This window comes from Kribbella sp. NPDC049584 (assembly GCF_040675555.1).
Classification (GTDB): Bacteria; Actinomycetota; Actinomycetes; order Propionibacteriales; family Kribbellaceae; genus Kribbella.
This window is the reverse complement of the sequence record NZ_JBFAPF010000005.1, coordinates 47,492-66,287: the sequence shown is the minus strand read 5'-3', so window position 1 is coordinate 66,287 and position 18,796 is coordinate 47,492. Positions and strand designations below refer to the sequence as shown.

The window sequence follows — 18,796 nt, the reverse complement described above, 5'->3', positions numbered from 1 at the left end:
AACCATGTGGCTGAACCCCGCCGATGTCCGGCTCGACGACCTGCTGACAGTGCTCAAGGACCAGACCGATCCGGCCGACTACCCGCACGCCGCGGCCGTCGAGCAGCAGGTCCCGGTGTACGACGCCGCGCGGGTCCGGGCCGCGGATGCGCGCGAAGTACAGACCGAGTTCGTCCGGGCGTTCGCCGACGGGCCGGGCATCGTCGTACTCAAAGGGGCCTTCAGCAACGACGTGGTCGATGCCACGACCGCCGAGTTCAACCGGATGATCGACGAGCAGCACCGATCCGGCGTCGCGGCCGGCGATCACTTCGCGAAGCCGGGTGCGAACGACCGGGTCTGGAACGCGCTCGAGAAGCTCGCGGTGGGTGCACCTGAGGTGTTCACGGCGTACTACGCGAACGATCTGCTCGGGCTGGTCTCGACTGCTTGGCTCGGACCGGCGTACCAGGTCACCTCGCAGGTGAACGTGGTGAACCCCGGCGGCGAGGGGCAGACGGTGCACCGCGACTACCACCTGGGATTCCAGTCGGACGAGGTGGCAGCGCAGTACCCAGAGCATGTGCATCGGCTGTCGTCCGTGCTGACTTTGCAGGGCGCGGTCGCGCACTGTGACATGCCGGTCGAGTCGGGGCCGACGTTGTATCTGCCGCATTCGCAGAAGTATGGGCTGGGCTACCTCGCCTACCGACGGCCCGAGTTCCAGGCACATTTCGTCGAGAACCACGTGCAGCTGCCGCTGGAGAAGGGCGACGCTGTGTTCTTCAACCCGGCACTGTTCCACGCTGCCGGCAGCAACCATTCGGCAGACACCAAGCGGATGGCGAACCTCCTGCAGATCTCGTCCGCGTTCGGCCGGGCAATGGAGAGCATCGACCGGGCCCGGATGATAGAAGCGGTCTATCCCGCCCTGCTCGCCCAGACAGCTCCGGCAGCGATCGAGAACGTGATCGCGGCGACGGCCGAGGGCTACGCGTTCCCGACCAATCTCGATCGCGACCAGCCGATCGGGGGCCTCGCTCCACAGTCCCAGGCCGACGTACTGCGCTCCGCGGTCACGCAGCGTTGGCATCCGGACAGGTTGCACCAGGCACTCGTCGAGCACGCCGGCCGGCGGGAGACCGACGACCGAAACGCGTGAACCTTGGGTGAACCACGTCCGGATCACGGGCAGCCGCTGTCGGACCGGAGTGATCGTCAGGCAGGATGGCGCGTTCGCTGTCCGATCCGCGGGCTACCCTTACCGGCGGAACACGCGCCTCGTGGACGAACCGCCGTACGCCGCCCGTGCGGCCGACCCTCGAAGGAGAAGGCATGGAACCGTTGCGGATCGGGATCCTCGGTGCCGCCCGGATCTCGGGCCGGGCCATTGTCGAGCCGGCCAAGCTGACCGGCGCCCGGCTGGTCGCGGTCGCCGCGCGCGATACCGACCGCGCCGAGGCCTTCGCCGCCGAGCACGGGGTCGAGCGGGTGCACGCGTCGTACCAGGCAGTGCTCGACGATCCCGAGGTCGAGGCGATCTACAACCCGCTGGCCAACGGCCTGCACGGGCCGTGGAACCTCAAGGCGCTTGCCGCGGGCAAACATGTGCTGACCGAGAAGCCGTCCGCCAGCAATGCTGCCGAGGCGATGCAGGTGCGCGACGCCGCCCACTCGACCGGACTGGTGTTCATGGAGGCGTTCCACTACGCGTACCACCCGGTGATGCGCCGGCTGCTGGAGCTGGTGGCCAAGGGTGAGCTCGGCGAACTGCAACACGTCGAGGCGACCATGGTGATGCCTCCCCCGCCGGAGGACGACCCGCGCTGGTCCCTGCCGCTGGCCGGCGGCGCCGTGATGGACGTCGGTTGCTATGCGCTACACGCGCAGCGGATGTTCGCGCCGTACGCCGGTGGTGCGCCGCAGCTTGTCAGCGCGCGGGCCGGCGAACGAAAGCGGCTGCCCGGCGTGGACGAGTGGTTGAACGCCGACCTGGAGTTCCCGAACGGCGCGACCGGTGCGGTGCGGACGAGCATGGCGGCCGAGGAGCTCGAGTTCAGCCTGAAGGTCGTAGGCAGCCGCGGTGAGGCGTTCGCGCCGTTCTACGTACTACCGCAGCGCGACGACCGCGTGGTGGTGACGACCAAGGAGGACACCTGGGTCGAGCACCGCGGCACGCGGACGTCGTGGACGTATCAGCTCGAGGCCTTCACCAGCGCCGTCCGCAACGGTGCCCCGGTGCTCAGCGACGCCGACGACGCACTGGCGACGATGGAGCTCATCGATGCCTGCTACGTCGCCGCCGGGATGACGCCGCGGCCGACATCTGCCCTCTGAGCCGCGGCGTGTGCGAACGCCTGGATGAACGGGTGCGGCCGCGTGCCATCGCCGGCCAGCTCCGGCTGGAACAGCGTGGCGAGATAGAACGGGTGATCGGGTAGCTCCGCGATGCGCGGATCGCCGTCGTCGTCATACCCGCTGAAGACCAGGCCGTGGTCCCGGAGCAGGTCGAGCCTGGTGGTGTTCAGGCCGTAGGAGCAGTGGTAGCGCTCGATCGATCGCTCGACGCCCAGGAGTGCGGCCGCTCTGGTGCCTGGCGTCACCTGGATCGCTCCCTCATGACCGTCGAGCGAGCACGCGAGCGGAACGATCAGCAGGTCGTCGGCGTCCGGGCTGCTCTCGCCGTGCTGGACCTCCGCCGCGCCGCAGACGTTGCGGGCGAACTCGAGCATCGCGTGCTGGAACCCGGCACACGTGCCGAGGAACGGGATGCCGCTCTCGCGGGCGATCCGGATCGCGGTGATCGCGCCGGCCTCGCTGCGGTACGGGCCGCCGGGGACGAGCCAGACCCCGTCGAAGCCTTCGAGGGCCTCGTCGACCTGCTCGGTCGGGATCCAGTAGACGTCGAAGTCGAGGTTGTCGCGGTCACGCAGGCGGTCGAGCAGCCCGGGTACGCGGACGTGCGAGCGGACATGCGGCGAGCGATCACCGACGAGGGCGATGCGTCCGGAGTAGGCGTTCATGGCTCCATCCTGAGCGCGCTGGTGGTATCAGCGCCAACGATGATCTCTGCACTGCGCATAAGCGATACTGATCCTCGTGGATCCTCATCTGCTCCGGACGTTCGTGACGGTCGCCGAGTGCGCCTCGTTCTCCGCCGCGGCAGAACGCCTCGGCTACACGCAGTCGGCCGTCTCCCAACACATCTCCGCCCTGGAGAACGACCTGGGTACGCCGCTACTCCGCCGCCGCCCAGTCACCCCAACCCCAGCCGGCGAACGCCTCCTCGAACACGCCGCCCCGATCCTCCTCCGACTAGCCACCGCCCGAGCCGACGTACGCCGCACCCTCGCCCAACCCCCAACCGCCCTAACCCTCGCCACCACACCACTAGCCACCTCCAGCGCCGCTGTGCAGTCCGGTGTCTTGGCTGCGGCGTTGCGGGACGTGCGGCGGGCGCACCCGGGGACCGAGGTGACGCTGACTGTCTGTGGTCGGGACGAGGTGGTGGAGGGTGTGGCCGCCGGCACCTTCGCCGTCGGGCTGGTCGATGGCGTGGCCGCGCCGAGCGACCCACTCCGGCTCTCGGACGCACTGCACCTGCGAACCACGCCGGTCGCCCACGACGACCTGATTGTTGCCCTCTCCAACGATCATCCGCTGGCCGGCCGGCGAGGCCTGGCCTTGCAGGACCTCGCCGACGCCCGCTGGATCGACGCACCGGACCTGGCCGCGCCGCTCCCCGTACTCCGCGCAACCACCGGCTCCGACGGCTTCCGCCCCGCCTTCACCTACGCCGGCACCGACCTCCACATCCTCCTCACGTTCATCGCCGGCGGCCACGGCCTAGCCGTCCTGCCGAGCTCAGCCCCGGTTCAGACAGCCGTCCCTCTCACGAGCCCACGCCTGGTCCACAGAACTGAACTCCTCCACGGCGACCTGTCAGAACCAGCCGCCCTGCTACTCGCGAACCTCAAGTAGTTGCTCAAGGCCCGCACGAGTCATCGGACGGTCAAGCACCCCGACAGCCTCGCGCTCGGCGAACTCCGCGTGATCGGAGTCTTGCGGATCGATCGCCTCGCAGATCGCGTTGTACGCCCAGTTCAGCCAGCCGGTGATCGCCACGCTGAACGAGGACAGATCCATCGCCGGCCAGTCGCCGTACCCCTCCCGGAACGCCGCGAGCGCCCTGCGGTTGACGGTCGGCCGCATCACCCACTGCGTCAGCGCCGACCCCAACTCCAGCGCAGGCGTCATGGAGCCGGTGAAGTCCCACTCCATCACGATCAGCTCGTCGTCACGCCCCAGCCGGATATGCGTCGGGATCAGATTGCTGTTGCAGAGAATGAGCTCAGCAGGATCGACCTCGGCCTCGATCGTCTGCAGATCAAGCCACAGCGGCAGAATCGCCTCGAGCCGATCGGCCCACGGCTTGCCGGCGTTCCGAGCCCGTTCGAGCAGCTTGTTCCACTCGGTCGCGTCCCGTCGCCAGACCAGATACGGGGTCATCGGCATCTCGGTCGGAATCGCCAGCGCATGCAGCTTCCTGTACGCCGTACCCGCGCGTCGAGCCACCGCCGCGGACACCGGCAACGCCGGCGACGGACCCACCTCGAGCCACTCGTGTACGCGCCAGTTCTCACCCTGCACGCCCTCGACGAGCTGACCCCGCGGACTCCGTACGCCGACCGGCGCCGCCACGCCGACTTCTACCGCAGCATCCCGCAGGCGAGCGCCGAGCTCGGCCTGCTCGTTGGTGATCCAGTCGAACACCGTGACCGCGAGCCAGCGCCCGCGGTCGGTGGTCAGCTCCCAGCACCGGCCCATCGACGTGAATGCAACAGGTCTGGGCTCGGCGGTCACATTACCCAGCGCAAAGGCTTCGGCCAGCGCATCGGCGAGGCCGGCAGGTGCAGCGGGTGCTGCCGCCGCTCGGCGTTCGACCTCCGCCTTCAATGCCGGCCAGTCACGCAATCCGTACTCCGCGGCCAGCGCTCGCTGGGCGTCAGCGAGCGAGGCGTCGGGTGTCGTCTCGCGCAACGCGGCCAGCAGGTCCTTGGCCTCTTTGCGAAGGAACTCGATACTCGGCCGATCGGGCAGCAGCTTCACAACGCATCCTCTCGCGCCCGGACTCGCACGGGCCACAAGAGCGCGTCAGCAACTCAGCCTGATGGGAACGTGAGGTGGCTTCCAGCCTTCCGGCGAGTCTCGACGCGTCCTCACGACGCCCTCAAGAAGTTACCCAACCTCGTTCCTTCGGTCAACGGCGGCTATTTCCGCGCCTGCTTGGTGGGCGGGATGATCGCGCTGTCGGCCGGCTTCGCCTTCGGCTGTTTGGCTTGCTTAGGTTTGCGGACCTCACGGCCACCCTTGTTCTTCGACATGACGCACTCCCGGGGCTGATGTTCGCTGGCTTGGGCAGGGCCGACAGGCCCTTGGTACGCCGCGGTACTCCTCATGCCCCGGGGGTCGCTTTCGACGCTACACCTAGCTGCCCGTGCCTACTACGTGCCGACGGCTGCGCATATCCCTGCCGCCGCGACCGGTGGCGCCCGGATTGACCGCTACGCCACCGATCGCCGACCTCAGCGCACCTGCTCCGTGGAGTCAGTCGTGCGTCGGGAAGCCGAGGTTGATGCCGCCGTGGGACGGGTCGAGCCAGCGCGAGGTGACGACCTTGCCGCGGGTGAAGAAGTGCACGCCCTCGGTTCCGTGTGCGTGGGTGTCACCGAACAGCGAGTTCTTCCAGCCGCCGAACGAGTAGTACGCCATCGGGACCGGGATCGGCACGTTGATACCGACCATCCCGACCTCGACCTCGTTCTGGAACCGTCGGGCCGCGCCGCCGTCATTGGTGAAGATCGCCGTCCCGTTGCCGTACGGGTTCGAGTTCACTAGCTCGAGCGCGTCGTCGTAGGACGACGTACGCAGGACCGACAGCACCGGGCCGAAGATCTCGTCGGTGTAGATCGACATCTCCGGGGTGACCTTGTCGAACAGCGTCGGGCCGAGCCAGAACCCGTCGGCCGGGCCGTCGAAATCACCCTGCCGCCCGTCGACGACGAGCTCGGCGCCTTCGTCGACACCGGCAGCGACGTACCCGGAGACCTTGTCGCGGTGCGGACCTGTGACGAGCGGGCCCATGTCGCAGCCGCGCGTCCCGTCGCCGGTCTTCAGCTTCGCCATCCGGTCCTTGATCTTGCCGATCAGCTCGTCCGCGATCGGCTCGACCGCGACCAGCGCGGAGATCGCCATGCAGCGCTCACCCGCCGAACCGAATCCGGCGTTCACCGCGGCGTCGGCGGCGAGATCGAGGTCCGCGTCCGGCAGCACGATCATGTGGTTCTTCGCGCCGCCGAGCGCCTGGACCCGCTTGCCGTTCTTGGTGCCGTTCTCGTAGACGTACTTGGCGATCGGGGTCGAGCCGACGAACGAGACCGACTTGATATCCGGGTGCTCGAGCAGGCGGTCGACGGCTTCCTTGTCGCCGTGCACGACGTTGACCACGCCGTCCGGCAGGCCGGCCTCCTTCCACAGCTCGGCCATCGCATTCGCCGCCGACGGGTCCTTCTCGGACGGCTTGATCACCACACTGTTGCCGCAGGCAACGGCGATCGGCACGAACCACATCGGCACCATGGCCGGGAAGTTGAACGGCGAGATCACCGCGCAGACACCGAGCGGTTGGCGGATCGAGTACACGTCGACCTTCGTCGACACGCCCTCGCTGAACCCGCCCTTGAGCAGATGCGGGATGCCGCAGGCGAACTCGATCACCTCGAGCCCGCGGGTCACCTCGCCGAGCGCGTCGGACAGCACCTTGCCGTGCTCGGCGGTGATGATCGCCGCGATCCGCTCCTTGTCCCGATTCACCAGCTCGCGGTACGCGAACAGGACCTGAGCGCGCTTGGTCAGTGACGTCTGCGCCCACGCCTTGGAGGCCTCGTGAGCGACCTTGACCACCTCGTCGACGGTCGCCGCCGACGCCAGGTCCAACTCACCGGTGACCTGGCCCGTCGCCGGGTTGTAGACCTTGCTGGTCCGCTCGGCCACGCCGGTCCACGGGCTGCCACCGACGAGGTGGGTGATGCGCTTGATCTCTGTACTCACGATGCTTCCTCACTGCCGGATTCCTGAAGGTGATTCATCCGAGGACCTTGCTGCTGTCGGCCAGCGTGACGTCTACCGGTCTACCAGAGCCGAGCGACTCGAGGGCCGCCTCGCAGACGGCGGCCGCGGCGTACCCGTCCCACGCGCTCGGCCCGTCGATCTCACCGCGCGCGGTGGCATCGACCCAGCGCTGGACCTCGATGTCGTACGCCTGCTCGAACCGCACCCGGAAGTCGGCCGGCATCGCGCCGCCCCACTGCCCGCCGGCCCGGGTGAACACGCCGGACCCGAGCCCGATCGTCGCGCTCCCGCGCTCGGCAACGGCCTCACACCGGACCTCGTACCCGACCTGGAAGTTCACGAACACCTCCACGTCGGCCATCGCGCCGTTCGCCAGCTCGAACAGGGCCAGCTGCGGATCGAGCACGCCGTCCGCCACGAGGCTCGTCGGCTGCGGCGTACGGACGGTGACCCGGGTGATCTCCGAGCCGAACAACCAGCGCGCGACGTCGACCTCGTGCACCATCGAGTCCCGCACGATCATCTCGCTGCGGAACGTCGCGGAGGCCGACTTGTTCCGGTGGACGTTGTGCAGCAGTAACGTCCGCCCGAGCTCGCCCGAGTCGAGCAATTGCTTCATGGCGGCGTACTCCGGATCGAAGCGCCGCATGAAGCCGACCTGGATCAGCTGCCGTCCGAGCTTGTGCTCCGTCTCTACGACCTGCAACGCTGACGCGGCGTCCATGGTCAGCGGCTTCTCGCACAGCACCGGCTTGCTGTGCTCGAGGCAAGCAAACAGTTGCTCGGCGTGCGCAAACCCGGGTGACGCAAGGATGACCGCGTCGACCTCATCGCTCGCGATCAGCTCGAGCGGGTCGGCCACGACGCGAGCGTCAAGCCTCGATCCGAGGTCCTCGGCCCGCGCCCGATCGGGATCCGACACCGCGACCAGGCGCGCTCCCGCCGTCTTCCGCACGATTCGCTCGGCATGGTCGGCGCCCATCACCCCCACGCCGACGATCCCGACCCGCAGATCGCTCATGTGTCCTCCTGCCGCTGGGATTCATTCTCCACGACCAGTTCGGGGTTGACGCTGCGCAGTTCGTGGCTCAGCGCTTCGAGCTCGGAGCCGCCCGCCATCTCGGTCGTCAATTGCTCCAGCGTGATCTCCGACCGGTGCGTGTCGAGCGCGACCCGGCCCAGCTTCAGGACGACGAAGTGGTTCCCGACCAGGTAGGCGTGATGCGGATTGTGGGTGATGAAGATGACCCCGATCCCCGCGTTCCGCGCCCTCACGACGTACTTCAGCACGACCCCGGACTGGTTCACGCCGAGGGCCGCGGTCGGCTCGTCGAGGATCAGCACCTTCGCCCCGAAGTGGATCGCCCGTGCGATCGCGACGCACTGCCGCTGACCGCCCGACAGCTTGCCGACCGGCTGTTCGAGGTCGGGGATCGAGATCCCCATCTTCGTCAGCTCCTCCTGCGCGATCCGCTTCATCTTCGCCGAGTCCAGCTGCCGGAACGGCCCCTTGGTGATCTCGTTGCCGAGGAAGAAGTTGCGCCAGACCGACATCAGCGGCGCCAGCGCGAGGTCCTGGTAGACGGTCGCGATGCCGCTGTCCAGTGACTCCCGAGGCGAGCCGAAGTGCCGCTCCTCGCCGTTCACCGACATTCGGCCCGAGGTGTAGTCGTGCAGGCCGGCGATGATCTTGATCAGCGTCGACTTCCCCGCGCCGTTGTCGCCGAGCACACAGGTGATCTCACCTTGGCGGACCGCGAGCGACACCCCGCGGAGCGCGTTGATGTTCCCGTAGTTCTTGCCGACGTCCTCCAGCAGCACGATCGGCGCGGTGGGGCTTGCGGAGGCTTCGTCCGCGAACGAGTCCGTCGTGGTCATCGTGCCTCCGCCCTGTTCTTGACGACGAGGTTGACAATCGTTGCCAGTAGCAACATCACCCCGAGGAACGCTTTGAACCAGTCCGGGTTCCAGCCGGCGTACACCACGCCGAGCTGGACCATTCCGAAGATCAGCGCACCGACCGCCGCACCGACCACGGACCCGTAGCCGCCGGTGAGCAGACATCCGCCGACTACCGCCGCGATGATGTACAGGAACTCTTTCCCGACACCTTCACCGGACTGCACCACGCCGTTCTGCACGAACAGCAGCTGCATGCCGGTGAACCAGGCGAAGAACCCGACCGTCATGAAGAGGCCGATCTTCACCTTCCGGACCGGTACGCCGACCGCGCGCGCCGCCGCCGCGTCGCCGCCGACCGCGAAGATCCAGTTGCCGATCTGGGTCCGCATCAGCACCCAGGCCGCGATCGCGACAAACACGATCCACCAGACGACGATGATCTTGATCGTCACGCCACCGAGCTTGAACTCCGACGCGAAGATCGCCTTCGCCCCGTTGAACCCGTCCATGTCGCTGATCGAGTTCGACGCGACGGCGCCGGAGGCCAGCCGGGTGACGGCGATGTTGAGGCCTTGCAGGATGAAGAACGTGCCCAGCGTCACCAGGAAGCTGGGCAGTCCTGTCCGCATCAGCAGCCAGCCGTTGAACGCACCGATCGCCAACGAGAGCACCAGGGCAACGAGTACGCCGACCCAGACGTTCACGCTGAACTGGTACGCGAACAGACCCGCCGTCAGACCGGACGTCGTCACCGCGACGCCCGCCGACAGGTCGAACTCGCCGCCGATCATCAGCAGCGAGACCGGCACCGCCATCACGCCGATCAGCGCGGCCTGGTAGAGGATCGTGCCGGTGTTGTTGATCTCGCGGAACGGCGGCGCGGCGATCAGGAAGAACACCAGGATGACAGCCGCGCCGACCAGCGATCCGATCTCCGGCCGGCTGAGCAGTCGTGCCCCGAGGGACCGCGCGGAGACGCGGTCGTCGGCCGAAGCCGGTGAGGTGATGGTCGATGCCATGGCGTTACCTCAGCGGGTCCCGGCTTCGGCGAACTTCTGAACCGCAGCGATGTTGGACTTGTCGATGAACGCCGGCCCGGTCAGCGTGGCCTCGCCCCCGCCGATGGTGTTGCCGTTCGTCCGGTAGAGCCAGATCGCGTCGATCGCCAGATAGCCCTGCAGGTACGGCTGCTGGTCGACGGCGAACTGCACCGTGCCGTCCGCGACCGCCTTGGCCATCTCCTTGCTCATGTCGAAGCTGCCGATCTTGGCCGACGATCCCGCGTCCTTCGCGGCCTGTACGGCAGTCAGCGCGATACCGGCGTTCAGCGCGACGACGTAGTCGGCGGTCTTGTCCTGCTGCAGCTTCGAGGTCAGCGTCGCCTGCGTGCCCGGCTGGTCGGTGCCGTTGACGTTGACGTTCTCGGTGGTCGGCAGCTTGTCCTTGATGCCCTGGCAGCGCGCCTCGAGGCTGACGTTGCCCTGCTCGTGGATGACGCAGAGGACCTTCTTCGCTCCGAGTTGCTTGAGCTTCTCGCCCGTGGCCTGACCGGCGATCCGCTCGTCCTGACCGAAGTACCCGAGCGCTCCGGTGGTCTTCCACTGGTCGAGGCCACCGTTGAGGATCGTCACCGGGATGCCGGCCGCGATGGCCTTCTTGACGTTCGGGATCACCGCGTCGGGCTTGTTCAGCGTCACGGCGATGCCGTCGACCTTGGAGTCGATCGCGGTCTGCACGAGGTTGGCCTGCGCGGCACCGTCCGGGTCGGCGGAGTACTGCAGCTCGATGTTGTCCTTCTTCGCGGCCGCCTCGGCGCCGCGCCGGACGATGTCCCAGAAGGTGTCGCCCGGGCCCGAATGGGTGATCAGGGCAACCTTCATGCGCGGGGTGTCGGCGACGTTCCCGCCGCTGCCGCCGGAGCTCTGCTCCGACTGCTTGCCCCCCGACGAACTGCACGCCGCCAGTGCCGCGGCCAGCGCAACCGCGGCGCCCGCGGCCACCGCCTTCTTCTGCCACCGAACCATGACTTCGACCAGCCTTTCAGATTTACCGCGGAGAGTCCGCGGACTTGCGTGGGACCAGAGAGTGTCACACTCAACCGGCCGTCAGCTCGATACGGCACCCCCGAATGCAGTGAGATACGCCAACGTCCGCTCGGCGATCGGCAGCGGTACGTCCGGCGGGCACGGATACATGTCCTGCTCGACGATGGCGAACACGTCGTTGTCGAGAGCGGCCACCGCGTCCAGCACCGGTGGCAACTCGGGCACGCCGTTTGGCGGCTCGCACATCACGCCCCGCCGTACGGCCTCATCGACGCTCAAACCCTCGGCGTCGACCTCGGCCAGAACCTTCGGATCCACCTGCTTGAGGTGGAGGTAGCCGATCCGCTCCGGGTACTTCCCGATAAGCTCGAGATTGTCGCCGCCGCAGTAGCTGATGTGCCCTGTGTCCAGGCACAGGTTGACGTAGGTTGCGTCGGTCTCCTCGAGAAGGCGCTCGACGGTGTCCTGCGTGTCGATATGCCCGTCGGCATGCGGGTGGTACTGCGTCTGCAGCCCGAACTCCTCCGCCAACCGGCGACCCAGCTCGGTCACGGCCTGGCCGTGCTTGGCCTGCCCCTCGTGGTCCAACCGCTCCTCGACGATCTCGCCGTTGTCACCGCGCCACATCGACGGCATCACGACCAGGTGCTTCGCGCCCATCGCAGCGGTCAGCTCGGCGGTCCTTGCGACGTCCCGCCAAGTCGATTCCCAACCGTCCGGGCGGTGGAGCTGCTCGAACGTCGTACCAGCGGTGATCGTGAGACCACGCCGGTCCAGCTCGTCTTTCAGCCGCACGGGGTCGGTCGGCAGATAGCCGTACGGCCCGAGCTCGATCCGGGTGTACCCGGCCGCGACGACCTCGTCGAGGAACCGCGTCCACGGGGTCTGCTGCGGATCATCGGCGAACCAGACTCCCCAGGAGTCCGGCGCCGTGCCGATGCTGATCTTGCCCATCAGCTGTCTCCCTCGGCCGGGGCGAGGTACGGGCGCTGGGTCTTCTTGCTTTCCTCGTACGCCGCCGAGGCCGCCTGCGTGGACTGCAGCTCGGACACCTCGCTGACTGGGACGTCCCACCAGGAATCGCTGTCCGGCCCGCCGATCAGGGGGTCGGTGGTGACGTGGATCGCGATCGGTCCGGTTGCCGCCTTCGCGGTCTGGATCGCCTTCTCGAGCTCGGGGCGGCTGTGGACGTCGATCACCTCGACGCCGAAGCTGCGAACGTTCGCCGCGAGGTCGACGGGCAGGTAGTCGCCGTCGAGCCGTCCGTCGCCGGTGCGCTTGCGGTACGCCGTGCCGAATCGCTGGGAGCCGAGGGACTCCGACAGCGCGCCGATCGACGCGAAGCCGTGGTTCTGCACGAGAACCACGATGATCTTGAGGTTCTCCTGGACCGCGGTGGCGAGCTCGCTGGACATCATCAGGTACGACCCGTCGCCGACCAGGACGAACACATCGCGATCCGGCGCGCCGAGGCGGACACCGAGTCCGCCGGCGATCTCGTATCCCATGCAGGAGAAGCCATATTCGACGTGGTATCCCTTCGGATCGCGCGTCCGCCACAGTTTGTGGAGGTCACCCGGCATCGAGCCGGCCGCGCAGACAACCACATCAGACGCCGCCGACAATTCGTTGACGGCACCGATCACCTCGCCCTGTGTCAGCAGGCCTTCCGCCAACTTCGCGGTGATCTCCGCGGAGGGCCGGAAAACTGCGTCCACAGTTCCGTTCCAGTTCCTTGTGAGTTCCTGGGCCTCGGCTGTGTACTTGGCATCCACCGACCACTCGCCGAGCGCCGATCCCAGCAGAACAAGGGCTTCCCGCGCATCGGCCACGACCGGAAGGCCAGCATGCTTACCACTGTCGAACCGCGCTACGTTGATGTTCACGAATCTGACCTGCGGGTTCGCGAACGCGGTCCGCGACGCCGTCGTGAAGTCGCTGTAGCGAGTGCCGATCCCGATCACCAGGTCGGCGTCACGAGCCAGAGCGTTGGCCGCCGTGGTCCCGGTCGAGCCGACCGCGCCCACCGACTGCGGGTGGTCGTAGCGCAGAGATCCCTTACCTGCCTGGGTTTCCGACACAGGAATGCCTGTCCGCTCGGCGAACTCGCGCAGCGCGTCCTCGGCTCCCGAGTAGTGCACTCCACCGCCCGCGACGATCAGCGGTCGCTGCGCGGACCGTAGGAGATCTGCCGCCTTGTCGACAATTGATGCCTCCGGCAATGGTCGCGCGACGTACCAGGTGCGCTCGGCGAAGAGCTCATCCGGCCAGTCGAACGCCTCCGCCTGGACATCCTGCGGCAGGGCGAGCGTCACCGCGCCGGTCTCGACCGGATCCGTCAGCACCCGCATCGCGTTCATCAATGCCGAGGGCAACTGTTCGGGTCGCCAGACGCGGTCGAAGTACTTCGACACCGGGCGGAACGCGTCGTTGACCGAGACGTCCCCGGCGCCGAAGCTCTCCAACTCCTGCAGCACGGGTGTCGCCACCCGGGTTGCGAACACGTCCGAAGGGAGGATCAGCACCGGGAGCCGGTTGATCGTGGCGAGCGCCGCGCCGGTCACCATATTGGTCGAGCCCGGGCCGACGCTGGCCGTGCAGGCGTAGGTCTGGAGCCGGTCACGGGTGCGCGCGAACGCCGCCGCGGTGTGCACCATGGCCTGCTCGTTGCGAGCCAGGATGTACGGCAGCGCCTTCGGGTCCTCGAGCTCCGACTGCAAGAGCGCCTGACCGACCCCGGCGACGTTGCCGTGCCCGAAGATGCCCAGGCATCCGGCGATCAGCCGCTGCCGGACCCCGTCCCGCTCCGAGTACTGGACGCTCAGGAATCGCACCAGGGCCTGGGCGACCGTGAGACGCACCGTCATAACTCATCTCCTCCGACAGATTCTTCTTTTCCGAAAGGCAGGCGCGGATCGATATGTTGGGTGTTCCACAGCTCGCGGACCCAGGCGTGCTGCGGGTCGTCGGTGATCAGCCACTGGCGCTCGGTGCCGGGGCCGGCCATCACGTTGAGGTAGTACATGTCGTAGCCGGGCGGCGCCATCGCCGGGCCGTGCCAGCCGTGCGGCACGAGCACCAGATCGCCGCTGCGGACCTCGGCGAGCACATCGATCGGACGGTCGTCGGTCCCGTAGACCCGCTGGTAGCCGATCGGATCGTTGCCCTTGACACCTTCCGGTACGTCGTCGGACAGCTGCAGCTCGAAGTAGTAGATCTCCTCGAGCTCGCTCTCCTTACCCGGCTTGTGCTCGTCGTGCTTGTGCGGCGGGTAGGACGACCAGTTGCCGACGGGCGTGATCACCTCGCAGGCGATGATCGAGTCGGCGTCGAGCACACCGGGTACGCCGAAGTTCCGGACCTGGCGGGAGGAGACGCCTGCGCCGCGCAGTTCGGTCTCGACGTCCTCGGCCGCGATCCGCTGGAACGGGACGTCCTTCGCCGCCTTGGCGTTCGGCAGCGCGATCCTCGCGCCGCCTGCGCTGACGACGGCGAACGTCGTACCGCGGGGGATGTAGGCCAAGTCCGTCGCGCCGGCGAAGACATCGGCGCGGCCCGCGAGCGGGACCGACTCGCCGTCGATGATCACCTCGGCCGATCCACTCAACGGGAGGACGATGTACTCGCAGTCGCCGGTGTCGATCTCGACCGACTGGCCTGGGAGCAGTGTGCGGATCGACAGGCCGCTGTGATGCCAGTCGGGCTCGCCCGGTCGGACCATCACCTCGAAGCCTTCGTACGCCGTCGAGCCCGCGCGACGGAACCACTCGGTCATGCGACACCTCCGTGGACGAGCATTGCGGCGTGGTCGACTGCTGCGGCGACGTCGCCGTCGGGTGGGAAGAGGAGTGCGCGGCCGACGACCAGGCCACGTACTGAGGGGAGGCTGAGAGCCTTACCCCACGAGGCGTACGTCGCTTCCGGTGCGACAGTCGGGTCGCCGCCGAGGAGCAGGGTCGGGAGGGTTGTTGCCTCCATCACCCTCTCCAGTTCGTCGACCACCGGAAGCTTGAGCCAGGTATACGCGCTCGTCGCGCCGAGGGCGGAGGCGATGTGGATCGACTTGATCACCGAGTCCGGGTCGAGCAGGTTCGTCACCCGGCCGTCCTCAGCGCGGGTCGACCAGAACGGCTCGACCATCGCCATGAGCTTGTGCTCGGCCAAGCCGGTGACGGCCGCGGCGCTGGACTCCAACGTAGTCACAGTGCCGGGGTCGCCGAGGTCGATGCGAGTCAGCATCTTGCCGCCGTCGAGTCGGCGCGTGGCGATCTCGTCCGCCGTGCGGTACGCGGTGAAGCGGTCGTCCACTTCGAACGCTGCGCCTTGCAGACCCCCGCGGTTCATCGAGCCTATGACGACCTTGCCTTCCAACGCTCCGAGGAGCAGAAGGTCTTCGAGGATGTCCGGGGTTGCGAGGACACCGTCTACGCCGGGACGCTCCAAAGCGGTCATCAGGCGGGTGATCAGGTCCGGACGGCTAGCCATCGCCATCCGGTCACCGCGTACGCCGAGCGCACCACGGGCCGGGTGGTCGGCAGCAACAATCAGCAGTCGCCCGTCGCCCCCCACCAACGCCCGCGTCCGCCGCTGCTGCCAGGCTTCAGCCAGCCGCTCCGGATGCCGCACCCGAATCTCAGTAAGCCCCGCCAGCCGCTCCCCATACTCCTGCCACCGCGCATGCACAGCCGACTCCACAGGCAGCTCCCCAGCCTGCTCCGCAGGCAGCTCAAGCCCCCCGATCACCGTGGTCTGCCCATCAGCCAACCACTCCCCACCCTGCTCCCCCACACCCCGCTCAACCGTCGCCTCATCCACCCCGGCCCCCGAGTCCACCGGCTGAGCCGCCCTCGCGACCCCAGACACGCCGGAGGTGCCGGGGACCGCGGGGTCGGCGAATGCGCCGAGCGTGCCGGGCGCGTCCGGGCTCACCGGGTTGTCGAACGTGCCGGTGCCGTCGTTGCTGGCGGCGGGGCGCACGGGATCGTCGAAGGTGCCAGGGGTGGCGGGGGCTGGCCGCTGGGCGATGACCGTCGCCTCGTCCTGCCAGGCCGGAGCCCCACCCTGCGGCGGGTTGCCGTACGCCGGGCGGTCGGCAGCAGCCGTGAGATCGTTTGCGCCCGACTGCGCCGCAAACGGCGAGTCACTCGGCGTGCCGCGTTGGGCGAGCGTCGGATTGTTCGACTCGGCGGTTGGGCGCTGGGCAATGACAGTCGGGTCGTTCGCGCCCGGCTGCGGCGCGAACGGCGAGTCGCTCGGGACGCCGCCGTGGGCAAGCGTTGGATCGCCGGCGCCTGGAGCCGCCTGGTGCGCTGGGCGTGTAGGCGAGCCGGGATGCTGCGCAGCAACCGTCGGATCGTTCACACCCGGCTGCGGCGCGAACGGTGAGTCGGTCGGCGCGCCGCGGTAGGCCACCGTCGGGTCGTTCGACCCGGGGCCCGGGCGCTGGGCGCCAACCGTTGGGTCGTTCGCGTCCGGCTGGGAGGCGAACGGCGAGTTGGTTGGAGTGCCGCGGTGGGCAACAGTCGGGTCGTTCGCACCGAGGCGGTGGGCAAGGGTGGGGTCATTTGCGCCGGGACGGACCGCGATTGTGGGGTCGTTCGCACCGGGGCGGGGGGCGGGCGGGTTGTCGTCGCGGCGGTGGGCGAGCGTTGGGTCGTTCGCACCGGGGTGGTGGGCGGGCGCGTTCTCATCGCGGCGTTGGGCGACTGTGGGGTCGTTGGCGCCGGGGTTGGCCGCGATTGTGGGGTCGTTGGGGGTGGGGTCTTGGGTGGTTTGGTCGGTGGGGGTGGGGTCTTGGGTGGTTTGGTCGGTGGGGGTGGGGGGTTGGATGGGGATGGGGCGGGCGTGTTCGTCGTACGGGTCCTGGTCTCGTCTGGTCATGCGGGGTCACCCAACTTGGACAGGACTTCTTCGGTGGTGGGCATGGCGGTGGAGCATTCGAGGCGGGAGGCGACGATGGCGCCGGCGATGTTCGCGAAGCGAATGACCTTTTCCAGCGGCCAGCCGGACAGCAACCCGTGGCAGAGTGCACCGCCGAAGCCGTCGCCGGCGCCGAGTCCGTTGACCACCTCGACCGGGTACGGCGGGAGCTCGACGCGCTCGTCGCGAGTACGGGCCAGCGTCCCACGCGGACCCTGCTTGACGACAGCGAGCTCCAACCCACGGTCCAGCAGCGCCTGCGCCGCCTTGTCCGGATCCGTCTCGCCGACCGCGACCTCACACTCCTCACGGTTGCCCACAGCAACCGTGCAGTAGTCCAGCGCCCGCGACACCTGTTCGTGCGCCTCGCTCGGATCGGCCCAGAACATCGGCCGGTAGTCGAGGTCGAGCACGGTGATCGGCCTCCGCTCGCGCGCCTCCCAGGCCGCGAAGTGCGCCGACCGCGAGGGCTCGGCGGACAGCCCGGTCACCGTCGACCAGTATATCCGTGCTTCCCGGATCGCGTCCAGGTCGAGCTCGGACGGGTTGATCACCAGGTCCGGCGCCTTCGGGAAGCGGTAGAAGTACAGCGGGAAGTTGTCCGGCGGGAAGATCTCGCAAAACGTGATCGGCGTAGGCAGCCCGTCAACCGGCGCGACGAACCGATCGTCGACGCCGAGCTCACCCAGCGTCCGGTGGATGAACGTCCCGAACGGATCGTTCCCGGTCCGGCTGATCACCGCCGACTTGCGCCCGTGCCGCGCCGCCGCGACCGCAACGTTCGTTGCGCTCCCGCCGAGGAACTTCCCGAACGACTCCACGTCCTCGAGATGCGTCCCGGCCTGCAACGGATACAGGTCGACCCCGATCCGCCCGATCGTCAGTACGTCGTCCACCATCAGACCCGACCCGCAATCTCCCGCAAGTGCGCGATGCTCGTCCGTACGTCGATCACAGGCCCCTCGCCGGTCGGCCGCTCCGGCAGGATCGTGTCCTGCTCCAGCACGTACCAGCCGTCGTACCCGGCCTGCTCGAGCGTCCTCACGATCGTGGCGATATCGATGTCCCCGGCACCCAACGGCCGATACATCCCCTGCCGTACGGCGTCCGTGTAGCTGACCGAGCCCGCCTGCACTCGCGCCGCCCACGTGGCGTCGACGTCCTTCAAGTGGGTGTGGCGAACGCGGTCGGTGTGCTTGACCACGAGCGCGACCGGGTCGACGCCGCCGATCAGCAGGTGACCGGTGTCGAGCGTGAGACCGATCGACGACCCGTTCACCACGTGGTCGACGTCGTCAGCGTTCTCGACCATCGTGCCGACATGCGGGTGGATCGTCGCGAGCACGCCACGAGCGGCCGCAAGCTCTGACAGCTTGTCGAGGTTGCCCAGCAACGTGCTCCACCCAGTCTCGTCCAGCACCAGGCGGTCGTCGTACCCGTCCTGCCCGGTCGCGGCTGCGAGCACCAGCGTGGTCGCGCCGGCAGCGACGAAGCCCTCGAGTGCGGTGGCAACAGAGGGAGCAGGATCGTACGACGGATCGTGCAGCACGACCGGAACGAAGCCGCCGACCGCCCGAAGACCCACATCCGCAAGGGTTTTCGCCTTCTCAGCCGGATCCACCGGCAGGAATCCGTCCGGTCCGAACTCGGTCGCGGCGAGGCCGACAGCGCGCATCTCGGCGAGTACCGTCTGCGGGTCGTACTGCCATCCCCACCCGGGTACCTCGCACACACCCCAAGAGATCGGGGCGCCTGCGATCCTGTGCACCAGGTCAGTCATCGACCGGTCTCCTCTGCTGGTGAACGATTGCTAGTGAACG

At 68.1% G+C, this 18,796-nt stretch carries 16 protein-coding genes; 3 read left to right on the top strand and 13 right to left on the bottom strand.

Annotated features, from left to right (window positions below; translation table 11 throughout):
- Positions 1-4 precede the first annotated feature (4 nt).
- Together AB0J62_RS19070 and AB0J62_RS19065 are read left to right on the top strand one after the other, a co-directional pair.
- On the top strand, positions 5-1,141 hold the full coding sequence (locus tag AB0J62_RS19070; protein ID WP_363872181.1) for a phytanoyl-CoA dioxygenase family protein: 1,137 nt from the start codon (positions 5-7) through the stop codon (positions 1,139-1,141).
- A 173-nt stretch (positions 1,142-1,314) separates the two neighbouring features.
- The gene (locus tag AB0J62_RS19065) at positions 1,315-2,316 is read left to right on the top strand and encodes a Gfo/Idh/MocA family oxidoreductase (protein WP_363872177.1); all 1,002 of its coding nucleotides are present in this window, start codon (positions 1,315-1,317) and stop codon (positions 2,314-2,316) included.
- On the opposite strand, the gene AB0J62_RS19060 is transcribed toward AB0J62_RS19065, so the two are convergent.
- A complete protein-coding gene (locus AB0J62_RS19060) occupies positions 2,271-3,002 on the bottom strand; it encodes a hypothetical protein (RefSeq protein ID WP_363872174.1) in 732 nt (243 codons plus the stop codon). The two genes, AB0J62_RS19065 and AB0J62_RS19060, sit on opposite strands and share 46 nt — an antisense overlap.
- 76 nt (positions 3,003-3,078) lie before the next feature.
- Here AB0J62_RS19060 and AB0J62_RS19055 point away from each other — a divergent pair, with 76 nt between their 5' ends.
- Positions 3,079-3,960, top strand: a complete 882-nt coding sequence (locus tag AB0J62_RS19055; RefSeq protein ID WP_363872171.1) for a LysR family transcriptional regulator — start codon at positions 3,079-3,081, stop codon at positions 3,958-3,960.
- Here the strand turns inward: AB0J62_RS19055 and AB0J62_RS19050 are convergent.
- The 12 genes from AB0J62_RS19050 to AB0J62_RS18995 form a co-directional block, all read right to left on the bottom strand.
- On the bottom strand, positions 3,940-5,088 hold the full coding sequence (locus tag AB0J62_RS19050) for a hypothetical protein (protein ID WP_363872168.1): 1,149 nt from the start codon (positions 5,086-5,088) through the stop codon (positions 3,940-3,942). The genes AB0J62_RS19055 and AB0J62_RS19050 overlap by 21 nt on opposite strands.
- A 498-nt stretch (positions 5,089-5,586) precedes the next feature.
- Positions 5,587-7,089 (bottom strand): CoA-acylating methylmalonate-semialdehyde dehydrogenase, encoded by a 1,503-nt coding sequence (locus tag AB0J62_RS19045; RefSeq protein ID WP_363872165.1) that lies wholly within the window; start codon positions 7,087-7,089, stop codon positions 5,587-5,589.
- A 34-nt stretch (positions 7,090-7,123) separates the two neighbouring features.
- Entirely contained in the window at positions 7,124-8,131 is a 1,008-nt protein-coding gene (locus AB0J62_RS19040) for a Gfo/Idh/MocA family oxidoreductase (RefSeq protein WP_363872162.1), read from the bottom strand.
- Entirely contained in the window at positions 8,128-8,988 is an 861-nt protein-coding gene (locus tag AB0J62_RS19035; protein ID WP_363872159.1) for an ATP-binding cassette domain-containing protein, read from the bottom strand. The genes AB0J62_RS19040 and AB0J62_RS19035 overlap by 4 nt, the downstream gene beginning before the upstream one ends.
- On the bottom strand, positions 8,985-10,031 hold the full coding sequence (locus tag AB0J62_RS19030; protein ID WP_363872156.1) for an ABC transporter permease: 1,047 nt from the start codon (positions 10,029-10,031) through the stop codon (positions 8,985-8,987). Before AB0J62_RS19030 ends, AB0J62_RS19035 begins: the two co-directional genes overlap by 4 nt.
- Positions 10,032-10,040: 9 nt before the next feature.
- Positions 10,041-11,036 (bottom strand): sugar ABC transporter substrate-binding protein, encoded by a 996-nt coding sequence (locus AB0J62_RS19025; RefSeq protein WP_363872153.1) that lies wholly within the window; start codon positions 11,034-11,036, stop codon positions 10,041-10,043.
- Positions 11,037-11,117: 81 nt separating this feature from the next.
- The gene (locus tag AB0J62_RS19020; protein ID WP_363872150.1) at positions 11,118-12,011 is read right to left on the bottom strand and encodes a sugar phosphate isomerase/epimerase; all 894 of its coding nucleotides are present in this window, start codon (positions 12,009-12,011) and stop codon (positions 11,118-11,120) included.
- Positions 12,011-13,924 carry a 3D-(3,5/4)-trihydroxycyclohexane-1,2-dione acylhydrolase (decyclizing) gene (gene iolD, locus AB0J62_RS19015; protein ID WP_363872147.1) on the bottom strand — a complete coding sequence of 638 codons (1,914 nt, stop codon included), beginning with the start codon at positions 13,922-13,924 and terminating at the stop codon, positions 12,011-12,013. Before iolD ends, AB0J62_RS19020 begins: the two co-directional genes overlap by 1 nt.
- Positions 13,921-14,832: a 5-deoxy-glucuronate isomerase gene (gene iolB / locus AB0J62_RS19010; RefSeq protein WP_363872144.1), complete on the bottom strand. Its 912-nt coding sequence runs from the start codon at positions 14,830-14,832 to the stop codon at positions 13,921-13,923. Before iolB ends, iolD begins: the two co-directional genes overlap by 4 nt.
- Positions 14,829-15,707 (bottom strand): deoxyribose-phosphate aldolase, encoded by an 879-nt coding sequence (locus AB0J62_RS19005; protein ID WP_363873491.1) that lies wholly within the window; start codon positions 15,705-15,707, stop codon positions 14,829-14,831. Before AB0J62_RS19005 ends, iolB begins: the two co-directional genes overlap by 4 nt.
- A gap of 1,226 nt (positions 15,708-16,933) precedes the next feature.
- The gene (gene iolC / locus AB0J62_RS19000; protein WP_363872140.1) at positions 16,934-17,875 is read right to left on the bottom strand and encodes a 5-dehydro-2-deoxygluconokinase; all 942 of its coding nucleotides are present in this window, start codon (positions 17,873-17,875) and stop codon (positions 16,934-16,936) included.
- Complete coding sequence (locus AB0J62_RS18995) at positions 17,875-18,756, bottom strand: sugar phosphate isomerase/epimerase (RefSeq protein ID WP_363872137.1); 882 nt, start codon at positions 18,754-18,756, stop codon at positions 17,875-17,877. Before AB0J62_RS18995 ends, iolC begins: the two co-directional genes overlap by 1 nt.
- Positions 18,757-18,796: the final 40 nt, after the last annotated feature.

Bases quoted from the DNA above. Each gene is read 5' to 3' on its own strand.
- AB0J62_RS19020 (WP_363872150.1), bottom strand. From the start codon at position 12,011: ATGGGCAAGATCAGCATCGGCACGGCGCCGGACTCCTGGGGAGTCTGG.
- iolC (WP_363872140.1), bottom strand. From the start codon at position 17,875: ATGGTGGACGACGTACTGACGATCGGGCGGATCGGGGTCGACCTGTAT.
- AB0J62_RS19070 (WP_363872181.1), top strand. From the start codon at position 5: ATGTGGCTGAACCCCGCCGATGTCCGGCTCGACGACCTGCTGACAGTG.
- AB0J62_RS19065 (WP_363872177.1), top strand. From the start codon at position 1,315: ATGGAACCGTTGCGGATCGGGATCCTCGGTGCCGCCCGGATCTCGGGC.
- AB0J62_RS19030 (WP_363872156.1), bottom strand. From the start codon at position 10,031: ATGGCATCGACCATCACCTCACCGGCTTCGGCCGACGACCGCGTCTCC.
- AB0J62_RS19025 (WP_363872153.1), bottom strand. From the start codon at position 11,036: ATGGTTCGGTGGCAGAAGAAGGCGGTGGCCGCGGGCGCCGCGGTTGCG.
- AB0J62_RS19060 (WP_363872174.1), bottom strand. From the start codon at position 3,002: ATGAACGCCTACTCCGGACGCATCGCCCTCGTCGGTGATCGCTCGCCG.
- AB0J62_RS19035 (WP_363872159.1), bottom strand. From the start codon at position 8,988: ATGACCACGACGGACTCGTTCGCGGACGAAGCCTCCGCAAGCCCCACC.
- AB0J62_RS19040 (WP_363872162.1), bottom strand. From the start codon at position 8,131: ATGAGCGATCTGCGGGTCGGGATCGTCGGCGTGGGGGTGATGGGCGCC.
- iolD (WP_363872147.1), bottom strand. From the start codon at position 13,924: ATGACGGTGCGTCTCACGGTCGCCCAGGCCCTGGTGCGATTCCTGAGC.
- AB0J62_RS18995 (WP_363872137.1), bottom strand. From the start codon at position 18,756: ATGACTGACCTGGTGCACAGGATCGCAGGCGCCCCGATCTCTTGGGGT.
- iolB (WP_363872144.1), bottom strand. From the start codon at position 14,832: ATGACCGAGTGGTTCCGTCGCGCGGGCTCGACGGCGTACGAAGGCTTC.